This window comes from Embleya sp. NBC_00888 (assembly GCF_045207655.1).
In the GTDB taxonomy this organism is placed as follows: domain Bacteria; phylum Actinomycetota; class Actinomycetes; order Streptomycetales; family Streptomycetaceae; genus Embleya.
The window spans coordinates 688223-707450 of record NZ_CP108785.1 but is presented as its reverse complement, the minus strand read 5'-3'; the positions used below and the strand labels follow the sequence as shown (position 1 = coordinate 707450).

Annotated in this window: 18 protein-coding genes and 2 pseudogenes; 12 read left to right on the top strand and 8 right to left on the bottom strand. The window is 71.5% G+C overall.

Annotated elements, in window-relative coordinates; all coding sequences use genetic code 11:
* Positions 1–15 precede the first annotated feature (15 nt).
* A complete protein-coding gene (locus tag OG948_RS37420; protein WP_331769433.1) occupies positions 16–921 on the top strand; it encodes a S41 family peptidase in 906 nt (301 codons plus the stop codon).
* A 437-nt stretch (positions 922–1358) separates the two neighbouring features.
* Here the strand turns inward: OG948_RS37420 and OG948_RS37415 are convergent, their stop codons facing one another.
* Positions 1359–1919 carry a hypothetical protein gene (locus tag OG948_RS37415; protein WP_331769432.1) on the bottom strand — a complete coding sequence of 187 codons (561 nt, stop codon included), beginning with the start codon at positions 1917–1919 and terminating at the stop codon, positions 1359–1361.
* Between the two features lie 269 nt (positions 1920–2188).
* On the opposite strand from OG948_RS37415, the gene OG948_RS37410 reads away from it, so the two are divergent.
* The gene (locus OG948_RS37410; protein ID WP_331769431.1) at positions 2189–2611 is read left to right on the top strand and encodes a hypothetical protein; all 423 of its coding nucleotides are present in this window, start codon (positions 2189–2191) and stop codon (positions 2609–2611) included.
* Positions 2612–2737: 126 nt separating this feature from the next.
* Here OG948_RS37410 and OG948_RS37405 read toward each other — a convergent pair whose 3' ends face one another.
* On the bottom strand, positions 2738–3241 hold the full coding sequence (locus OG948_RS37405; protein WP_331769430.1) for an A24 family peptidase: 504 nt from the start codon (positions 3239–3241) through the stop codon (positions 2738–2740).
* A gap of 428 nt (positions 3242–3669) precedes the next feature.
* Between OG948_RS37405 and OG948_RS37400 the strand changes: the two genes are divergently transcribed.
* Positions 3670–3972 (top strand): hypothetical protein, encoded by a 303-nt coding sequence (locus tag OG948_RS37400; protein ID WP_331769429.1) that lies wholly within the window; start codon positions 3670–3672, stop codon positions 3970–3972.
* 527 nt (positions 3973–4499) lie between these two features.
* On the opposite strand, the gene OG948_RS37395 is transcribed toward OG948_RS37400, so the two are convergent.
* Positions 4500–4883, bottom strand: coding sequence for a helix-turn-helix domain-containing protein (locus tag OG948_RS37395; protein ID WP_331769428.1), 384 nt, complete (start codon positions 4881–4883; stop codon positions 4500–4502).
* A gap of 101 nt (positions 4884–4984) precedes the next feature.
* Between OG948_RS37395 and OG948_RS37390 the strand changes: the two are divergent.
* Positions 4985–5385 (top strand): annotated as a pseudogene (locus OG948_RS37390) (RidA family protein).
* Between the two features lie 611 nt (positions 5386–5996).
* The gene (locus OG948_RS37385) at positions 5997–6611 is read left to right on the top strand and encodes a hypothetical protein (protein ID WP_331769427.1); all 615 of its coding nucleotides are present in this window, start codon (positions 5997–5999) and stop codon (positions 6609–6611) included.
* Between the two features lie 502 nt (positions 6612–7113).
* On the opposite strand, the gene OG948_RS37380 is transcribed toward OG948_RS37385, so the two are convergent.
* Positions 7114–8037: a GNAT family N-acetyltransferase gene (locus tag OG948_RS37380; protein ID WP_331769426.1), complete on the bottom strand. Its 924-nt coding sequence runs from the start codon at positions 8035–8037 to the stop codon at positions 7114–7116.
* 748 nt (positions 8038–8785) lie between these two features.
* On the opposite strand from OG948_RS37380, the gene OG948_RS37375 reads away from it, so the two are divergent.
* Positions 8786–9373, top strand: a complete 588-nt coding sequence (locus OG948_RS37375; protein WP_406300497.1) for a hypothetical protein — start codon at positions 8786–8788, stop codon at positions 9371–9373.
* On the opposite strand, the gene OG948_RS37370 is transcribed toward OG948_RS37375, so the two are convergent.
* Positions 9370–11067: an amidohydrolase family protein gene (locus OG948_RS37370; protein WP_331769424.1), complete on the bottom strand. Its 1698-nt coding sequence runs from the start codon at positions 11065–11067 to the stop codon at positions 9370–9372. The two genes, OG948_RS37375 and OG948_RS37370, sit on opposite strands and share 4 nt — an antisense overlap.
* 152 nt (positions 11068–11219) lie before the next feature.
* Between OG948_RS37370 and OG948_RS37365 the strand changes: the two genes are divergently transcribed.
* The 4 genes from OG948_RS37365 (at position 11220) to OG948_RS37350 (ending at position 15357) form a co-directional block, all read left to right on the top strand.
* Entirely contained in the window at positions 11220–12452 is a 1233-nt protein-coding gene (locus OG948_RS37365) for an amidohydrolase family protein (RefSeq protein WP_331769423.1), read from the top strand.
* A complete protein-coding gene (locus OG948_RS37360; RefSeq protein WP_331769422.1) occupies positions 12449–14095 on the top strand; it encodes a thiamine pyrophosphate-binding protein in 1647 nt (548 codons plus the stop codon). The genes OG948_RS37365 and OG948_RS37360 overlap by 4 nt, the downstream gene beginning before the upstream one ends.
* A gap of 211 nt (positions 14096–14306) precedes the next feature.
* Positions 14307–14921, top strand: coding sequence for a helix-turn-helix domain-containing protein (locus tag OG948_RS37355; protein WP_331769421.1), 615 nt, complete (start codon positions 14307–14309; stop codon positions 14919–14921).
* A 37-nt stretch (positions 14922–14958) separates the two neighbouring features.
* Positions 14959–15357 carry a hypothetical protein gene (locus OG948_RS37350; protein WP_406300494.1) on the top strand — a complete coding sequence of 133 codons (399 nt, stop codon included), beginning with the start codon at positions 14959–14961 and terminating at the stop codon, positions 15355–15357.
* Between the two features lie 6 nt (positions 15358–15363).
* Here the strand turns inward: OG948_RS37350 and OG948_RS37345 are convergent.
* Positions 15364–15857, bottom strand: a pseudogene (locus tag OG948_RS37345) (amidohydrolase family protein); the annotation flags it as partial.
* 26 nt (positions 15858–15883) lie between these two features.
* On the opposite strand from OG948_RS37345, the gene OG948_RS37340 reads away from it, so the two are divergent.
* Both OG948_RS37340 and OG948_RS37335 read left to right on the top strand, forming a co-directional pair.
* Entirely contained in the window at positions 15884–16138 is a 255-nt protein-coding gene (locus OG948_RS37340) for a MarR family winged helix-turn-helix transcriptional regulator (protein ID WP_331769419.1), read from the top strand.
* Positions 16139–16400: 262 nt separating this feature from the next.
* On the top strand, positions 16401–16532 hold the full coding sequence (locus OG948_RS37335) for a hypothetical protein (protein ID WP_331769418.1): 132 nt from the start codon (positions 16401–16403) through the stop codon (positions 16530–16532).
* Positions 16533–16866: 334 nt separating this feature from the next.
* On the opposite strand, the gene OG948_RS37330 is transcribed toward OG948_RS37335, so the two are convergent.
* Both OG948_RS37330 and OG948_RS37325 read right to left on the bottom strand, forming a co-directional pair.
* A complete protein-coding gene (locus OG948_RS37330) occupies positions 16867–17331 on the bottom strand; it encodes a hypothetical protein (RefSeq protein ID WP_331769417.1) in 465 nt (154 codons plus the stop codon).
* 1698 nt (positions 17332–19029) lie between these two features.
* The gene (locus OG948_RS37325; protein ID WP_331769416.1) at positions 19030–19188 is read right to left on the bottom strand and encodes a hypothetical protein; all 159 of its coding nucleotides are present in this window, start codon (positions 19186–19188) and stop codon (positions 19030–19032) included.
* Positions 19189–19228 lie beyond the last annotated feature (40 nt).

The following is a 19228-nucleotide window of genomic DNA, read 5'->3' as shown; positions in this document are numbered from 1 at the left end:
GCTCTACTCCTCGCCATGACGACTCTGACGAAGATTCCGCCCGCCCCTGTCATCGACGAGACGGTCCGGCTGCTGACCGAGCACTACGTTTTCCCCGACATAGCCGAGCAGCTCGCCGGCCTGCTGCAACGACGCCTCGCCGAGGGCGCCTACGACGTCGACGGCCCCGAGGAGCTCGCCCGGCTGGTCACCGCGGACCTGCAGTCCGTCAACGGCGACCGGCACCTGAGACTGAAGCACCACGTCGACCCGGTGCCCCCGAAGCGGGGGGCGGCCACCCTGGACTCCATGCGCCGGGACTTCGACACCTCGCTGGGCGGTGCACCCCGAGTGCAGTTGCTCGACGGAGGGGTCGCCGTGGTGGAACTGGCACCGATGCTGTTCCCGCTGGAGTGGGCCGCCGAGCCGCTGAGCGCCGCGCTCACCCTGGCCTCCCGTGCGCAGGCGCTGATCGTGGACCTTCGCTCCAACCGGGGCGGCGACCCGGACACGGTCGCCTTCGTCTGCAGTTACCTGCTCGACGAGCGCACCCACCTCAACACCATGTCCTGGCGCCGCGGCGAGCGCAGCGAGCAGTCCTGGAGTCTGCCGCATGTTCCCGGCGTGCGCTTCGGCGGAAGCAAGCCGTTGTATGTGCTGTCCAGCGGCAGCACCTTCTCCGCCGCCGAAGAGCTGGCGTACGACCTTCAGCAGCTCGGTCGCGCCGTTGTCGTCGGCGAGCGCACCCGCGGCGGTGCACATCCGTGCCAGGGCTGGACCGTGCACCCACACCTGGAAGCCACCGTGCCCGTCGGCCGCGCCATCAACCCCGTCTCCGGCACGAACTGGGAGGGCACCGGTGTGCAACCGGACATCCCTTGCGCTGCAGGCGACTCCCTCGACCGCGCGCACGTACTGGCCCTGGCCCGACTGGCAGACTGACCCAGTCCAGCTCACCGACAGCAGTGCGCGAGTGCTCCCCGTATCCACTTCGGCGGCCGGCTTCGGCGGCGGGGCCCAGCCTCCGGCGGCCCTCGGCGTGCTCACACCCCGCACGACTGGGCCGGCGCCTCGCGCACCCGGCCGAGGGCGTTGTCCTCCATGAAGCCGCCCGACCAACGCCACCATGCAATAACGGCGTTCGGGCTGACGACCGTCCCGCCCCCCGCCAAACGCGCCGACATTCCCGACCCGTCCACCGCTCTCGGCCGCGCCTTGGATCGGGGAGACGCGATCCCACCGTGGCGAAGATCGACAGGTGGCGCAGACGGCCTCGAACCTTCCGGGCCAAGGGGGTTCGGAAGATCGGTGTTCGCCCTGCCGAGGAGCAGGAGCCGGCGTCTGGGGCCGAGACGGAGAGTGCTGCGCGCTTGTGCCGGTCACTGCGGGGGGAGCCCGTAGTCGGATAGCCAATCGAGTACGTCGTCGCGTGATGCTTCGACAAGGCGCCCCCCGGTGAAGCGGATGTCGACGGTCACCTCTGCCACACACTCCGCGGGAGGAACGAATGACCGTGCCTCCTCGTCGGTGGCGAACTCGGCCTCACCAAGGACCAGTCCTTGCAAGGGGCCGGTGAAGACGTCGACGCCGAGGGGAGGCACGCTGAAACGTGTCTTGGACAGTACCGCGGCCGGCAGCGACGCGAGCAGGGCGTACTCGGTCGGCGACAAGTATGTATTCGTGATCAGCCCCTGAACACCATCGAGACGGGGGATGGGCACCTTCTGGGTGAGCTTGAGCTCGCGGCCACCGTCCGGAAGATCGACACGCCGCAGCCGCAGACGTGTTCCCCTCAGATACCGGTCGGTGATCACGCGCGTGGCCGTCACCGACGACGGCGCCGGCGGTTCGGCGAGCAGGAACCGTCTCTCCCGTTCGACGCGTGCGTACTTTCCCGGGCGAACCGACCCACCCTGAACCCCACCGGTTCCGTCCATCATGAGGACAGCATCACAGCTGCTTCTCGTGGTTCGCTTCCTGTGTGTGTGACGGGTCGCGTCCACTGCCGTGCGAGCGGTCCGGGGTGTCGATGCGTCGGCCGAGCCGGCGGTGGACGCGTGGTGCGAAGCCGCCGACGCCTCCGCCGGGGGCCGGCCGGCACGTACCGGGTGTCTTGCGCCCGCGATGGTGGGCGGGCACGCTGGAGACGTTTCGCGCGGTGCGTGGTAGGGATCGTTCGGTCCGGCGACGTCCCCGGGGGTGGGTCGTGGTGGCGGCGCTGTTCCTGGCACGGGTCTTCTCGGTACTCGTGGCCGGTTTGTGGCTCTGCGGTGTGGTAGCGGCGGCGGAGCAGATGTGGGTGTGCGCGTGTGGTCGCCGTGGCCAGGCGAAGGTCGTGGAGGGCCCCTGGTCGGAGAACGCGGGCGACGGGGACTTCGACTACTTCGTGCGTATCGAGTTCGATCCCGGTGACGGCTCGGGTCCACGGGTGCTCCGCCAACAGTTGGCGTCGAAATCACAGAGCCAAGACCTCGCCCGCGGCACCCCGGTGCCGATCGCCTTCCGGGCGAGTCACCCGGAAATCGCCTACATGTTCCCCGACACGGAGCCCTTCCGCACACTGATCAACGTGGCCTTGACCGGCGTGACGGTCGCCGCGTTCCTGATTGCGGCATTCACCGGCCTCGGCTAGGGCGCGCGCGGAAGAGCCTGTCTGACAACGATCATGTTTGTGGTTCGCGGGGCCCCGACCCCGTACCTCGAAGATCCCGTACCTCGAAACCGACGTCACGAGCCGACCCGCCCCGGACGCACCGGGTCAGGTGCCGCCGATCGCGAGCGCGACGCAGGCTGCCGCGATCATGAACGGGCCGAACGGCACCCGCGCTGCGCGCCCGCCCCGGCGCACCACGAGCATCGCCCCGGCGTACACGCCCGACAGCACGAACGCCGCACACGCGCCCACGAGCACACACGACCACCCCGCCCACCCCAACGCCACTCCGACGACCGGGACGAGCTTGACGTCACCCATGCCCAGCCCGCCCACCAACGCCGGCGCCGGATGGAAAGCGCCCAGGACCAGGCCCGCCACCAGCGCGCGAACGAACGCCCCGGGACGCGCCCGGGGCGCGGCGACGCCCGCGAGGATCACGATCAGGCCGACGCCGGCGACCGGGACGAGCCGATCGGGAAGCCGGTGGACCGTGGCGTCGACCAACGCCAACGCGACGGCGAACGGCGCCAACCGGCACCATGCGATCACCGTCCACGGCGGAGCCGCCACGGCCACCGCGCCCACGAAACCCAGCCCCGTCGACACCTCCGGCACCCAAGGCGCCGGATCCACCCGCACGCCACACGAGCGGCACCGCCCCCACGTGGACAACGGCCGCACCGCTGCCGGACCCGACACAAGGATCGCCCCCGCGGCAGACCGGGCAGGCCCGCCGAAGCGGTGAGCCCGCAGGGACCGCGTACCCGAAGACGACCGAGCGCACGAACCAAGCGGTGAGCCCGCAGGGACCGCGTACCCGAAGACGACCGAGCGCACGAACGATCCCACAGCGACCCCGGCCGCGAACATCGCCACGAATATCGCCATCACCCGCCATCCTCACAGCAGACCCCGCAGCCCCGCACCGCGAGCACGACCAACCCGACACGCACCCGAGCAATCCGCGATGCGACGCCTCTTCTCCTTGTCGGATCGGGGGAGTACCGTTCCCGGTCCCGATCCCGGGAGGTCACGTGTGGGTCATCCGTGAATGGACCGACGACGAAGGCCACACCCGCAAAGCCGTCATGAGCGAAGAGGCCGCCGCCCGCTCCGACGAGGAACTCCGCGCGATGCAACGCCGCCTCGAACCCCTCGCCCAACAGCCCCCGGGACCCCGCGTCGAACCCGTCGACCGCGTCGTCGACAGCAACCTCGACGCGTTCGTCCCGGAGCGCCTCGAAGGCCTCCACACGCCCGGCCGCCACATCGGCCTCGACGACCTGGTCCCCGGCCTGCTCCGCCCGGACCCGGATCCGCAGCCGGCGGCGACATGAACCGCATGTGCGACCAACACATCGAGACCGTCGCGGAGAGGACCAGACGCGGCGAGACACCCTGACCCGTCCACGGGCACCGACCGGTCGTCCCCTCCACCGAAGTGCCCGCGCGACGAACAGGAATGGCTCCGGCCGCGCGTTGCCGCGGCCGGAGCCATTCCCTTGCGTCCTTCGCGGGGCACAGCCCGCACAACACGCCACGAGGCGAAAAGTATGGACCCCGCGAAGGACACCCGCCCACCGTTACACCAACCCGGCCCCCGACGCGCGCAGTTCACCCGAACGCGACGAACTCCGCCACGCGACCGTGACTCTGGCCTTGTGCACCTCGAGCAGCAGCGTTAGTCCGCCGGTTTGGGCGGCAGTTGGTGATTTTGAAGCTCGTGGATGTTCACGAGAAACGGCAGTAGGGCATGGGGACGGCTCGGCAGCCCGATATCGGGTGCAGCGCAGGCCGAGTCGGTGGCCGTCAACTCGGGATCGATCAAGGAAGCGCGCAACGAGGGTGTGGCGCCGAGCGCCCGTCAGGCGTCGAAGTGACGGCGCGCGCCCTCGATGTGACCGAGGTAGTGGTGGGTCCAGCCGCATATGGCGTCGACCGTGGCGAGCAGGGCCCGGCCCGGCTCGGTGAGGGTGTACTCGACCCGCGGTGGCACGGTGGGGTACACCTTCCGGTCGACCAGGCCGTTGCGCTCCAGCATGCGCAGGTTCTGGGTGAGCATCTTGTGGCTGACGCCCTCGACCTCGTTCCGCAACTCGCCGAAGCGCAGGGTGCGCTCGCCGAGTGCCTCGATGATCAGGAGCGCCCACTTGTTGGCGATGTCCGAGAAGATTTCCCGCGCCAGGGAGTCCGCGCGCCTCAGGTCGGCGTCCTCGGGGAGGTCCTTGAGTTGTTGCTTGGTCCCCATCAGGTTCCTCAGTCACCGAAAAGTGCGTTCTGCCAGTTCAGCCCTCACTCTCCTACAGTTCCCGAGTAACCACAAGAGAGCAGATCAGGAAGGCGAGCACCATGACCGTCATCGATGTCTTCAACCACGACGTGCCGGCCGAGAACGACTTCGGCTACTCGCAGGCGATCAAGTCCGGCGAGCTGATCCACGTCCCCGGACAGCTCTCGCTCGACGAGGCGGGCGAGTTCTTTACGCGGACGACCTCGCCGCCCGGCTCGAGCAGACCTACGCCAACGTGGACAGGGTCCTGGACCACTACGGAGTCACCCGGAAGCAGGTCGTCTCGCAGGTTCTGTCCGTGGCGGACCTGCGGCGGAACGCCGCGGCGACGGCGGAGGGCAACCTGGCGTACTTCGGCGACCACCGCCCGGCCGGCACGGTTCTCGGCGTGACCGAACCGACCTTCCCCGGCCAGGTCGTCGAGATCAGCTTCGTCGTCGACACGAAACCGCCCGCCTGAGCCCGCCCACAGCGCGCGGCGCGTCCAGGCGCGCCCGGAGGATCCCGTCGATCACCGGCCTGTACGGCTTTGGCGGCGCGAAGGCCGCGGTGGCAGCTTCCTCCTCGGCTCCGACCGGACCGAATCCACCGTCTTGCGGACCGTCCGCCACGTTGTACCTGCGCTCGATCCTCCACACCTCCACACCTCCACACCTCCACGCCGTCGCGGTGGCCGCGTCGGATCGCGGCGTACAACACGCGTCGGGGAGCCGCAGCCCTTCCGGACGGAGCGCGAGTTGCAGCGGGCGCCCGGACGGCAGGTACTCGCGTCGCACCTCGGCCCACATCCACACCTCGTCCTGTCCGAGGTGGACCGCGAGCAGGCACGCGCGGCAGGTGCCGTCCCGGGCGACCGGTTGCGGACGACCGCAGTGGTGGCACCGGTCGTGCCGCTTGCCGTTGACGCCCCTGTCCGCCGTGGATCGCGCGCGGCCGCACCCCGGACGGAGCCCCTGCATCGTCACGACGCCCCAACTCGCGCAGTACCCGCACGAACCCACCGAAGGGCGTTCTCGCCTGGCCATCGCGCGTCCGCGAGTGCCGAGCCCCACGTAGGTAGTCTCGTCACTCATGGGGGCAGACATCGATGGTGCGATCGAGAGCCGCTCGAGTGACGGCGTCTGGAGGTTCGAGGTCGCTCTGTGGACCCTCGGGCCGGGGCGGGACACCAACGCGTTCCAGTGTCTCTTCGGCACCGGGCGGGGTGAGGTGGGGACGGATCGTCCGTTCTTCGCCCGTCGGGGGCTCCCGGACGACGTCTCAGACCCGGTGCGGGAGGGCAGTGCCTTCGGCGACTGCGAGCACAGCCACACCTACGCCACGTGGGCCGAGGTCGCCGCGGTCGACTGGGACGCGCCCATCACAGACGGGCCCGCTTGGCTCTGGGCAGGCGAGTGGCGGTCCGGGGAGGACGGCGATCTCGTCCTGCACGACCTCGCATGGGTCACCCCCGCCATCAACGAGGCGGCGGACGACGCCTTCGGCGGGGACTTCGACTCACCGGCGGAGTGGCCGCCGGGCGGGGAGGTGGTGCTGGACGGCGTGGTCTACCGCCCCGTGGTCCTCACGGCACGGATGTTCGTCTCCCCGGACAAGGAGAACTGGGTCGCGCTCTGGACGGCGATGCGGGATCTTGCCGCCGAACACGGGGACGAGAACGTACGTCTGGTCGCGTGGTTCGGCTGATGTCGACCCGTGCCCGATCCCGGTTGTGCACCGAAGGCAGCATCGCGCTCGTTGCCGATGCTCCCGCCATCCGGCCTGCGGCGGCCTGATGTGTCGACACGAACACCGAACCGACCGGGTTGGCTGACACAGCGACTGGATTCGGTGACGACGGACACGTGTTCACCACGGTCGAGCCGGTCGCCGGGGACCCGGAACACGATGCGCTCACCATCGCCCGGGCCGCGGTGGAGGCCCGCGAGGGCGAGCGGCCGGGATGGGATCGCCCGCCGTCCCCTTGTGGGCTCTTCACCCGCCGGACACGGACGGCGGCGCGATACCGGCGAACCCCGTCCGGGGCGTCCGCGATCCGCCGCGTGCGGGGCGATCTCGGGCACGAGAACCACCTCGCCGGCCTCCGGCTCCGCGCCGCGATGATCCGGATCGACCACCTCCTGAAGGCCGCCGATCCGGATCACGACATCACACGGGCCCCGACGCGCCCGTCCGGACCCCTGCCGCGTCACCCCTGTCGGTGCTCCCACCCTCGGTCGGTACGGGTCAGCTCACGGAAGCCGGCGGCGATCAGCCGCCCGATCGCGTCCGTGTCGTCGGCCGACTCGTAGGCGAGCACGCGGTCGACCCCGGCCAGGCGGAGCCACCGGGCCGCTTGGGCCAGGAGCCAGTCCGCCAACCCGTCGACGCGGTGGTCCGGTTCGACGACGAGGTTGCCGATGTCGGCCAATCCTCCGTTGCGGGCCAGCCGTTCGGGTCGGTCGAGGGCGGTGTCCACTTCGACGAAGCCGAGGACGCGGCCGTCGAGGTGGGCCGTCAGTCGGGTTCCGCACTCGCCGAGCGTGCGCCGCACGGCCGGTTGGGGCGTCGACGGTTCGGCGGGCGGCGACGGCAGGTCGGCGACCTCGGCGAGCAACACCACTTCGGTGTGGCCGGTGTGCCGGAAGCCGGCCCGCTCGTAGGCCGCCCGCACGTGCGGCCACACATCCGGCAGGCCGTAGACCCCGGGAGCGGGCAGGGCTCCGTCGGCGTAGCGGACCCGCGCGTGCCAACGCGCCAACCGGGCCAGACACGCGGCCATCAGCTGATCCGCCGCCGTCTCGGAGTCGGGCCGGAACGGCGCCGGCGGACGGTGGACGAACCATGCGATCTCGCCCGCGCCGCGATGGTCCGGGCCGACCTCGGTGTCGTCGCGGTAGCGCAGCAGATGCGCGGCGGCGACCACGGCCTCCCGCTGCTCGGCGACCAGGGTGACCCGCTCCGCCACCCACGGATCGGTGACGAACTCGTCGGGGCGCCGGGTGAGTTGCCCCAGAACGGTATTGACGGACACGGACGCGCCGGGCACCACGGCAGCGACATGCGCGTTGACGAGCTCGGTCAACTGGTCGCGATCGTCGCGATGAAAGGGGCGCACGATGAGAGCAGGCATGGAGGACCTCCGAACGGATTCGCCACGAGGAAGGAGGCCGCCATGCGATGCGGTATGGCGCTGACAATACCGCACGCGGCCTGCCGTTTGCCCCGCCGCGGACGCCGGCGGCGAGACGCCCGGGCGACGGCGGCCGAATCCGTCCGCCCGGGACGTGATCGACGCGATGCGCAGGTCACCGGCGGGGGCCATGAGAGCCCGAGAGCCCGGCCGCGGCGGCGCTACCGAGTACCCGCGTGTTCACCGCGAAGCCGAGCGGCGACCGCCCGGTCGTGGTCCGCGCAGGGGTGCGGCGATGTGGTGGGCCGGCCGAACTCTCCCGGAGAGGCCGGCCCGCCACGTCCGTCCCGCCGACCTCGCCAGGGGGAGTTCCGGCCCGATCATCCTGCCGCCCGGGACCGCCGGCCTTCGGCCTCGCCCTCCCGGGCCGCATCGCCGCGGCCCGGACGCTTCGCCGGCGGCCCGGGCGGTTCATCGTGGGTCCCGGGCCGCCGAGGCCATCGCGGTGGCCGAGCGGGCGGACATGGCGAACTCGTCTCCCCGAAACCTCGGTTCGCGGCCACTGATGGGTGTCGACACGGAGGCCGTTCTCGACACGTTCCTCGCTGATGCCGGGGCGGCGTTGCCCGACGACGTTCGGGTGACCACGAGTGCGACACACGTGCTGTCCGCCGTCATGGACCCCGCCGTACCGCGACCGGGATTCGGGGCGTTGGAGCAGATCACCCTGCGGGCCCGGGTACACGCCTTGGCCAAGTACCTCGGGCCGACGATGACGCTTCTCGACGGAGAGATCCGGGTCCTGCGGCAGGCGTCGCTGTTGCTGGAGGCGGCCGAGGAGTCCGGTGTGGTCGACGGCGCGGGGAGCGTGTCGTTCCGAAGAGGGCGGGAGTGGTCCCAGCGTGCTGCGGCTCTCCGTGAGGATTCGGCGTTCCTCGACGTCTTCGAGCACGGCGCGTTCCTCCTGAACGTCTGCGGGCCCGGACCGAGACGGGGCATCGAATCGTCGTCGGTCGACTCGCGCTTGCCGACGCGCGTCGACGAGGGAACCCTCGTGATGGTGGAGGGCGCCTTGGAGTTCGTCGACGCCGTTGCGTGGGCGCGCGTCAGACTGCTGAATCACCTCGAGGTATTACCGTTGGCGCGCAGCGTCGACGCCCTGGTGGCAGCACCGCAGCGGTTGCAGCGGTCGCGCTCGTGGTCCCGCTCGTGGTCGTGGTCGTGCCCAGGCAGGCGGTTCTCGGGGGACGGGTGCGACCCGGAAACGTTCCGGCGGCACACCGAGGCACCGCACCGGACACCGCGACGGGGCAAACGTTGCCGGGCGCGGCACTAGCATCGACGATTCGCGAGTGGGCCGCGCAGCAGCCGTCCCGCCCGCGTGCCGGTGTCGACGCCGTTGCGGAATGCCACCCGGCCGGCCACTACGGTGGCGGCGATCCCGGCGGCTCGCTGGCGGAGGCGGTACGCGCCGCCGGGGATGTCGTAGGCGACTTCCGGCATCAGAGGTGCGACGGTGTCGGGGTCGATGACGTTGAGGTCGGCGGCGAGGCCTTCGCGCAGCAGGCCGCGGTCGTGGAAGCCCCAGGCCACGGCGGGGGCGTAGGAGACCATGCGGATCGCCTCCTCGAGCGTGAAGGCCCGCTCTTCGCGCACCCAGTGGCCCAGCAGCAGCGTGTGCAGCGACGCGTCGGCCATCGATCCGACGTGGGCGCCGCTGTCGGTGAAGGTCATCACCGCGCGGGGGTGGCGCATGACCGGCAGCAGGTCCGCTGGATCGTCGCTGACCACCGCCTGGATGAACATCTGGTGGAAGTCGGTCTCCAGCGCCAAGTCGAGGATGAGGTCGACCGGTCCCACGCCGCGTGCGGCGGCTGCTTTGTTGATGGTGCGCAGCGGCGGCATGGGCTTGTCGTACACGCGCATGCGGTCGAAGTCGGGCTTGCGGGCCTCGGCACCGATGGCCCGGCCGTACGGCCCTTCGAGCGCGATGGCGACGAGCCGGGCGCGGGTCTCCGGGTCGGTGAACGCCCTGCGCTGGTCCTCCAACGGCAGCGCGCGGACCTCGCTCCACAACGGCAGCTTGTCGAACGCGGTCTTGGTGCGGAACGAGGTGACGGTGTTGATGCCGCGGCTGTGGCCGAGTCCGTACGCGACCCCGCCGGCTGCCGCGATGGAGTCCAGCAGCCGCAGGCCGTGGAAGACGCCGTTGCGGCCGCTGACGCCGAAGTTGAACGGCACGCCGGTTTCGGCGGCCAAGGCGCGGATGCGGGCGAAGTACTCCTCGCGTGCCTCGTCGGGGCCGGCTGCGGCAGGCTCGTGGGTGATCTCGAAGACTCCGGCGCCCTCGCGGGCGAGTACGCCCACGAGCCGCCGCACTTCCTCCCAGCCGGCGAGCCGTGAGGCCACGGGTCGGCCGTCGGCCGTTTCGTGGTTGTCGTTGCGGGTGGTCGTGAAGCCGACCGCGCCGGAGCGCAGGCCGTCCCGCAGCGCCGCCTCCATCGCGGCGAGTTGGCTCTCGGACGCGGGGCCGTCGAAGGCGCTCTCGCCCATCGCCCAGGTGCGCAGGGCCGAATGCCCCACCTGGGCGGCGTAGTTGATGGCCTTGGGCAGTCGGTCGACGGCGTCGAGGAATTCCGGGAAGGTCTCCCAGGTCCACGCGATGCCCTGTTCCATGGCCGCCGCCGAGATCTCCTCGGCGCGCTCCAGGTTGCGGGTGACCAGGTGGCGGGCGTCGGCCCGAGCGGGGGCGAGGGTGAAGCCGCAGTTGCCCATGACCGCGGTCGTGACGCCGTGCCAGGCCGAGCAACTGCCCTGCTCGTCCCAGAAGACCTGGGCGTCCATGTGAGTGTGGCCGTCGATGAAGCCCGGCGTGACCACCAGTCCCGCGGCGTCGATCTCCTCGGCGCCGCGCCCGGGGATTCGGCCGATCCGGGCGATGCGCCCGGCGGTGACGCCGACGTCGGCGCGGTAGCCGGGCAGACCCGAGCCGTCCACCACGGTGCCGCCGCGGATGACGAGGTCGTACATGCGCTCCACCCTTCGATTAGCCAATGGCCAATCGCCACCGTCGCGCGCTGGGTCGGCGAAGTCAAGAGCGGTGGAGGCCCTTGACTTCCGGCTGGATTAGCCATTGGCTAATCCAGCGGTCGATGCGCCGCCCGCCCAGCATGGAGGCCCCTGTGACCCGTGATCTCCCGCTCGTCGTCTCCGTCGACGACCACGTCGTCGAACCGCCCGACCTGTGGAGCAACCGCCTGCCGGCCCGCGACCGCGAGCGCGGTCGGCACGTGGTGCGCGGGACCTGCCGCACCGAGTACGTGACCGCCAACACGGTGAAGTACCACTTCGGCGGCGACGGGCCGGAGACCGACTGGTGGGCCTACGAGGACCTCAGGAAACCGATCCCGCAGGTCATGGCCTGCGTGGGCTTCGACCGCGCGGCGCTGACCATGGAGCCGATCGCCTATTCCGAGATGCGTCCCGGCTGCCACGACCCGGTCGCGCGCCTGGCCGACATGGACCTCAACCACACCGAGATGTCGCTGTGCTTCCCGACGTTCCCGCGCTTCTGCGGCCAGACCTTCCTGGAGGCCAAGGACCGCGACCTCGCCATGTCGTGCGTACGCGCCTACAACGACTGGATGATCGAGGAATGGTGTGGCGGCTCCGGTGGGCGGCTGCTGCCGCTGTGCATCGTTCCCCTGTGGAACCCCCGGGCGGCCGCCGACGAAGTCCGGCGCAACGCCGAACGCGGCTGCCGCGCCGTGGCATTCACCGAATTGCCGGCCAACCTCGGGCTGCCCAGCATCCACGACCACCGCCGCCACTGGGACCCATTCCTCGCCGCCTGCGACGAGACCGGGACGGTGGTGTGCATGCACATCGGGTCGAGCTCGCGCATGCCGGTGACCTCACCCGACGCGCCCGAGGGCGTGCGCATGGCACTGACCTTCGCCAACGCCCAGTACTCGTTCGTCGACTGGCTCATGTCCGGCGTCCTCGCCCGGTTCCGCAACCTGAAGATCGCCTATTCCGAAGGGCAGATCGGCTGGATGCCGTTCGTCCTCGAACGGGTGGACAACGTCTTCCGGCACAGCGCCTCCTGGGCCGGCCTCGACCCATCCCTCACCGAACCGCCCAGCACCTACGCCGCGGGCCGCGTCTTCGGCTGCTTCTTCGAGGACGACTTCGGCATCGCCTCGCGCCGGGCCGTGGGCATCGAGCGCATCACCTTCGAGACCGACTACCCACACCAGGACGGCACCTGGCCCCACACCCGGGACATCCTCGAGCGGATCGCCGACCGGGTGGAGCCCGACGAGCTCTACAGGATCGCGCGCGGCAACGCGCTCGCGATGCTCGGCATGGCGGAGCCCGCACTCGGCGCGGCCCCCGCGGAGAGCGCCCGATGACCACCATCGCCGCCCGGCTCATCACCCGCCTGCGCGAACTCGGCATCGAGCACCTGTTCGGCGTGCCCGCCGACTACAACCTCGCCTTCCTCGACCGGGTGTACGCCTCGGAACTCGCCTTCCTCGGCACCTGCAACGAACTCGGCGCCGCCTACGCCGCGGACGGCTACGCACGGCTGCGCGGCGCCGGCGCCCTCCTCACCACCTTCGGCGTCGGCGAACTCAGCGCGATCAACGGCATCGGCGGCTCCTACGCCGAGTCCGTCCCCGTCGTGCAGATCGTCGGCGCACCGTCCACCCGCGCCGTGGACGCCGGGCTCCCCATGCACCACACCATGGCGGACGGCGACTTCGGCCGCTTCGAACGCATGCACGCCGAGGTCACCTGCGACCGCGTCACCCTGACCGCCGCGAACGCCGCCGCGGAGATGGACCGCGTGCTGCGCGCCTGCTGGACGCACAAGCGCCCGGTGCGCGTCGCGCTTCCCCGCGACCTGGTCGACCACCCCGCGCCGCCTCCCGAAGAGCCCCTGCTCCCCGACGCGTTCCCACCACCGGACCCGCTGACCCAGGCTTTCCGAGCGCAGGCCGCGGCGCTGCTCGCCCACGCGTCGCGGCCTGCCGTACTCGCCGACCATCTCGTCGAACGGCACGGCGCCCACGAGGCGCTGGCCGAGCTCATCGCCGCGGGCCCGCTCCCGGCCGCCGCCATGAACATGGGCAAGGGAGTCGTCGACGAGAGCGCCCCGACCTTCGCCGGGATGTACGCGGGAGCCGGCAGCGCACCGGTCACCCGCGCCCTCGTCGAGGACGCCGACTGCCTCATCGCCGTCGGCGTGCTCATCAGCGACGGCAACTCCGGCGGCTTCACCCACCGCTTCCCGGCCGGCCGGACGATCGACGTCGGACCGTACGCGTCGCGCATCGGGGACACCGAATTTCCCGATCTGCCCATGACGGACGCGCTCGCGGTACTCACCGACATCGCCACAAGCCGCGTACGCGGGAAGTTGCCGCAAATCCCGGCCCGCGCCACGCGGATCTCCGAGCCGCACGAGCCGCTCACCCAGGCCGCGCTGTGGGACCGCTTCGCGGCGTACATCCGCCCCGGCGACGTGGTCGTCGCCGAACAGGGCACCTCGTTCTTCGGGATCCTCGACACCCGCATGCCCGCCGGCGTCACCGTGGTCGGCCAGGTCCTGTGGTCGTCCATCGGCTACACGCTGCCCGCCGCGCTCGGCACCTGCGTCGCCGCGCCCCACCGGCGCACGCTGCTGGCCATCGGCGACGGATCGCTCCAGTTCACCGCGCAGGAACTCGGCACGCTCGCGCGCGCGGGGGCGGCACCGGTGGTCCTCGTCGTCAACAACGGCGGATACACGATCGAACGCGCCATCCACCCGACAAACGCCCCGTACAACGACGTCGCCGCCTGGCGCTACACCGACCTCCCGGCCGCGTTCGGCGCCGACCAGGCCCTGACCGCCCGAGTCGGCACCGCGGCCGAACTCGACGCCGCCTTGGACCTCGTCGACCGCAATCCCGGCCGGCTCGTGCTCATCGAGGCCGTCGTCGCGCCCGAGGACTACCCCGGCCGCCTCGCCGCCATCGCCGCCAAATACCGCCCTGCACCGAAGGATTGAGCCGCAGACGACGACCGACCACGCGAGGCCCAGGCCGAACCAGCGCTCCACAACATGGACCCGGCCGCCGGCTGCGTCGGCTCGGACCCGGGCCCGTTCCGCGCCCTCGACGGGCCCGCACGGCACAGGCTCAAGGCGCTCGTGTCTCGCACGCCCGCCACACCGGGCGAGGCACGGCGCCCTCGACCGGGCTGTCCAGCACACTGACGACATGACAAACGAGTCCACCGCACGCGAGCAGATCCTGACCGCCGCGACCGAGCTCTTTCACGAACGCAGCCCCGCCGCGGTCTCGCTGCGGGAGATCGCCCGGCGGGCCGGGGTCAACTACGGGCTGATCCACCACTACTTCAAGACCAAGGAAGCGGTGCTCGCCGAAGTGTTCCGCACCTCCGCACTCCACGGCGGACGCCTGCTCGCCGACGCGGAGGACACCGCGACAGCGCTCGCCCGGCTGGGCCGCGACCCCCGGGCGTACGCCCGCATGCTCGCCTGGGCCGTGTTGGACAGCGACACCTCGAAAGTGTTCGCCGACCAATCGCCTGCCATCCACGCGATCACCGAACTGGTCGGCCGGGAGTGGAACGCGGGGCTCTCGCCCGACCGGACGCGCGACCGGCACGACCCGCGAGTCGTGGCAGCGACGTCGGTGCTCGCCGTGCTGGGCTGGAGCGTGTTCGCCCCCTACGTGTTCCCGGCCGCCGGTCTCGGGGACAGGGACCCGGACGACGTCCAGGCCGAAGTCCTCGAGCTGCTGCAGAGCATGATCGCCGCCACCGGGCCGATCGCAGTTCACGGGCGAACAGAGCACCGCGACCGGGACTGACGTCTGCCGCCCGGACGCGCCCCGAGCCTTGCGGATGGTGGCTCGGAGTCCTCCCGTCCGGCGACTCCCCGCGCGCGGCCCGACCCTGGACCGCGACCGCGACTTGCACGAACAGGCCGGGCGCCTGCCGCGCCGCCGGCACGACCACGGCGAGCCCGCGTCCGAGCACGACCGCGCGGCCGAGCGTGCGGCCGCCGCCGAGGAGGCCGAGGAGGCCTCCGGGTGTCTGGGGAGCACCGCCGGGTACCTGGACGACGCGCAGCGCGCGCTGGTGCGGTGCGTCGTCGACGAGTTGCCGCGTCTGGTCGAGGAGGTGCCGGTGGTGTACCGGCACGGTGACCACGCCACCCGCAACCGGCTGTGGGACGCCGCGCGGTACCGCGTCGGCGTGATCGGGCGGGGCCGGGCCCTTCGGGGGCCGGCCCTCTGGGTCTGACGGGGTTCAGGCAGCCAGGTGAGCGCCGCGGCGCCACACGGCGCGGGTGTTGAGGGTGTCGGTGATGGTGGTGGTGGGGTCGCCGTCGGCCGGGAGCAGGTCGGCGCGCAGGCCCTCGGCGATCCGGCCGCGGTCGGAGAGGTGGAAGCGTCGGGCGGTGGTGGCGTGGCCGCGCGCAGTGCGGTTGCGGGGGTCAGGCCGGCTTGGACGAGGTGCCGGAGTTCCTGGTTGACGCCGGCGCCGTGGGCGAGGCCGCCGAGGAACGGCATGGGCACGGAGACGTCGGTGCCCACCAGCAGGTCCACCCCGGCGTCGGCGAGGGCCTTGGCGCCGTCCAGGACGTCCTGGAGCTTGCCCTGGGGGTAGTGGCCGAAGCAGGAGCGCAAGGTGGTGTCCCAGTCGGTGCCGAGGCGGGAGGCCACGCGCGGGTCGTCGGCCGGCCGGTCGCCGGTGATGCCCATCGGGGAGGCGTTCGGCACGGTGCGGGGCACGACGAACACCTCGGTGGGAGCCGCGCCATCGCCGCATGCACAGCGGAGGGCCTGCTCCGCCGCGTCGCCTCCCAGCAGGACGGCGCAGCAGCCTGGTCGAACTCACCGACGCCGGAGAGTCCGCGCGCCGGGACTACGCCGCCGAGCAGCGCCGTGCCTTCGAGGAGATCACCGCACACTGGGACAGCGCGGACCGCTTGCAGTTCGCGCGCTTCCTCACCCGCTACGGCCAGGACGCGAGCGCCTGGACGGCCCGCGGGGGACCCGACGGCAGTCGGTCGGACGGCTGAACCGACCGCTCGTCGACGGCCGACCGCGCTCCTCGACCGCGCGAGCCGACCGTGCGTGAAATCGTTCAAGGCGACCTCGCCGTCCTCGGTCGCGGTCGGTCGCTCCTCCAGTGTTGACAACGCTGGTGGGCAATAGATCCAGTCGAGGTCGACGTCCTCCTCGCGCGTGCGGGTCGGCCGGGACGTGCAGCACGTTCCCGGTGAGGCGTCCAGGCAGGACGCCGGCCGGTCTGTCGAAGCGGATGAGGAGCCGGTCGCGATCGTGTCGGTCGAGGCGGTTCCCACGCGCCCTCAGCAGCAGCGGCCCGTCGACGCGGTCGACCTGCGCGCCGAACTCGTCGAGGACGACCGCGCCCGCGAGATCACCGCCCTCGACCGCCTCGTGGACGACTGAACCCGCCGGCCGGCCGCGAACGGAGCGGCTTGGCTTTGTTCACGAGAACGGGCTCGGGCTCGCTTTCTGGAGGCTGTTGATGATCTTGCCGGGGATTCGCTTTCGTCCGCCGGGCCGACTGTTCGAGCGTGGGCTGCTCGGCTGGGAAGGAGTGAGCCGCGGCGAGGGGTTTGCCGTGTCGACGGGTTCCGATTCGGGGTCCCGGATCCCGGCGCGGACGTTGGGAGTCGCGCGGGCCGCCGATACGCTCGGCAGCACGGCGATGTGGGTGCGGGACCGGCTGTCCGAACCGTTCACGGACGAGCACTGCGCGGAGTGGAGAGGCTGCCGGTTGCTACTCCCGCGGAAGGAACATGAACGCGAGGACCTCACCCGAACCATCCTCGTCCGCGAGGATGGCCCGGGTGGGGCGGTCTGCGTTGGGGCTGCCGGACGATGCCACGAACCGGCCGGGGGCCGACGCGAGTTCGATCCGCAGCATGTACTCCTCGACCGGGACCAACCTCCACTCCGCAGGCTCGGACGTCGCCTTCAGGGGCGCGCCGCCGTGGCCCACCCGACCCGGCCCGGCGTCCGGGGCGTCCACGTATGCGTTCAGGTACAGGCCGGTGTCCACGTGCCGCAGGGTGTGGCCGTTCTCGGTCGCCTCCACCAGCCATTCCGCGTCCGTGTACCTCCTGATCGCCCGGACCACGACCCCGGCGTCCGGGGCGTCCGGCCGGGTCTCCACGAAGAGGCCGCATTCCATGTAGCCCGCGAGAGGGTGCTGCGGTATGTATGGGCCGTCGGTGATGCTCATGAGACCGTCCGTCTCCACTCGCGGCACCCGGGCGGCGCCGCTCGACGACGACCATCCAACCGCGGCCCGCCCACACCGACCCGAGCTCCGGCGCAAGTTCCTGATGCTGTCGGTGATCTCGACGATGGGGGTGTAGCCCTGCCTTCGCCGTTCCCCCCTCCACGCCACCGACCCCGGACGCGCACATACCGATCGCCCCCTGGGCGACCCCGATCCGCGGGTGGCCGCTTGATCGGTGTCGCCCGCCGCGCTGCGGCGAGTACCGTGCCTTCCTCGGGCAGGGCCGCGGCCCAACGTGCGGTCAGTCCGTTGATGGCTTCGACCGTGCCGTGACTGACCATGCTTGCCTGCCCTTTCGCCGCTCTCGGATCCCCGCGAGAGTGGAGCCGGAAGTCTCGACTGGCGAGGGCATTGGAGATCTCGGTCACTCGGAGACCGATGCGCGAGGGCGTGGGCCAGGTAAATCCCGGGCCGATCGCCGGAGTTGCGATCGTCGGCCCCTCGTCGAACGGCGACGAGGGCATTCGACGCGGACACGCTCGAGACGGACCACAGGGTGATCGTTCCCGACGGGACGCGCCGCCCGACCCTGGTGTCCGTGGTGAACCAGACCACGCTCTCGGGCCCGCGACGGATACCGTCCTTCCGAAACGTGGCCGGGGGCACGTCCCCTGTGGGCGGGCGAGATCGCACGCGCATGAAGCGCGGAGGAGTCCCGGACGCGCGCATACAGCCCACTGCCGTCGTGATCGCCGCTCCACACCGGTTGCGCAGCCCGTGCTCGTGTGCCGTGGCGAACACCGTCGCGAACCAACGGCTGTGCAGCGCACCGACGAAGGCCGGGTCGCCCAGTCGAGCCGGCCTGCACCGACGCGCCCGGCCATCCTGCGGCCTCGGGGAGGGGTCGCGGGACCGCGGCGGAAGCGGCGACGGGGGCGCCGGACCGCCGCGACGGTGGAAGCGACCGACCGGCCACCGAGTGACGAGGAACGCGCCGGGACACGATCGACCCGTCCACGTCGACACACCCCGGCCGGACCACACACGCGCCGACCCGTACACCGTGATAGCCGTTCCTCGGCAGCCGGGCCGACCCGCATCACGCGGTCACGCATCTTCCGTGCACCCTTCGCGTACCTTCGACGTCCCGGTCCTGCCGCCACGCCCGGTCCTCCGCTCGCAGGACGCCGAAAAGCGTGGGCGGCCGGTTCGCCGCGTTCCCGTGGCGACGCCGGGGGTTCGCGCGCGCAAGGACGGCGGGAGTCATGGCGCGGTGCGACCGTCCACCGCGCAGGAGACGGCCGCTCGCCCGCCGCGCGAACCGCGCCGGAGGCGACGTGAACGTCGCAACACCCGTATCCCGCACGGCGGCTCGGCGTTGGGACGATCGGGGAGGCGCGGTGGCTCGTGACGACGCGGGCCGGGTCCTGCTTCCTCGAGGACCCGGTGCCGCGCACGAGGTGTCTCCCGTCCCGGACGTCGACGGTTCATGGGTCGCCCGTCCGGGTGAACCCCGTTCCGACCACGTCCTCGCCGAGTGAAACGGGTGATCGGTGGCCCCTGCGGTGCGCGAGCGGAAGACCCTCGCGCTCGCACCGGCGGCTGCCGCGAGGACGGCGCCCACTTTGCGGATTCGTGGTCCCCACTCGTGCGCCGCGTGTTCGGACGGGCCGCCCGGAGGGCGGGCGGAGGGGATCTTCAGGGGCGTTCGGTGCGTGGTCCGGGCACGGGGGTGGGTCCGCCGGCGCCGGGTGGGCCGCTGCGCGGTCCGGGCCCGCTGCTTGCCTGCGCCGCGGGGGTTTCCCAGGGCAGTTCGCGTCCGGCCGCGATCCATTCGTTCGACAGGGCGTCGAACACCGGGGTGTCCTGCCGGTCTTCGGGGCACGGGGGACCGGGT

Coding starts and splice junctions, on each gene's coding strand:
- OG948_RS37355 (WP_331769421.1), top strand. CDS start 14,307: ATGACAAACGAGTCCACCGCACGCGAGCAGATCCTGACCGCCGCGACC.
- OG948_RS37395 (WP_331769428.1), bottom strand. CDS start 4,883: ATGGGGACCAAGCAACAACTCAAGGACCTCCCCGAGGACGCCGACCTG.
- OG948_RS37360 (WP_331769422.1), top strand. CDS start 12,449: ATGACCACCATCGCCGCCCGGCTCATCACCCGCCTGCGCGAACTCGGC.
- OG948_RS37330 (WP_331769417.1), bottom strand. CDS start 17,331: ATGAGCATCACCGACGGCCCATACATACCGCAGCACCCTCTCGCGGGC.
- OG948_RS37370 (WP_331769424.1), bottom strand. CDS start 11,067: ATGTACGACCTCGTCATCCGCGGCGGCACCGTGGTGGACGGCTCGGGT.
- OG948_RS37380 (WP_331769426.1), bottom strand. CDS start 8,037: ATGCCTGCTCTCATCGTGCGCCCCTTTCATCGCGACGATCGCGACCAG.
- OG948_RS37385 (WP_331769427.1), top strand. CDS start 5,997: ATGGGGGCAGACATCGATGGTGCGATCGAGAGCCGCTCGAGTGACGGC.
- OG948_RS37420 (WP_331769433.1), top strand. CDS start 16: ATGACGACTCTGACGAAGATTCCGCCCGCCCCTGTCATCGACGAGACG.
- OG948_RS37340 (WP_331769419.1), top strand. CDS start 15,884: ATGCACAGCGGAGGGCCTGCTCCGCCGCGTCGCCTCCCAGCAGGACGG.
- OG948_RS37415 (WP_331769432.1), bottom strand. CDS start 1,919: ATGATGGACGGAACCGGTGGGGTTCAGGGTGGGTCGGTTCGCCCGGGA.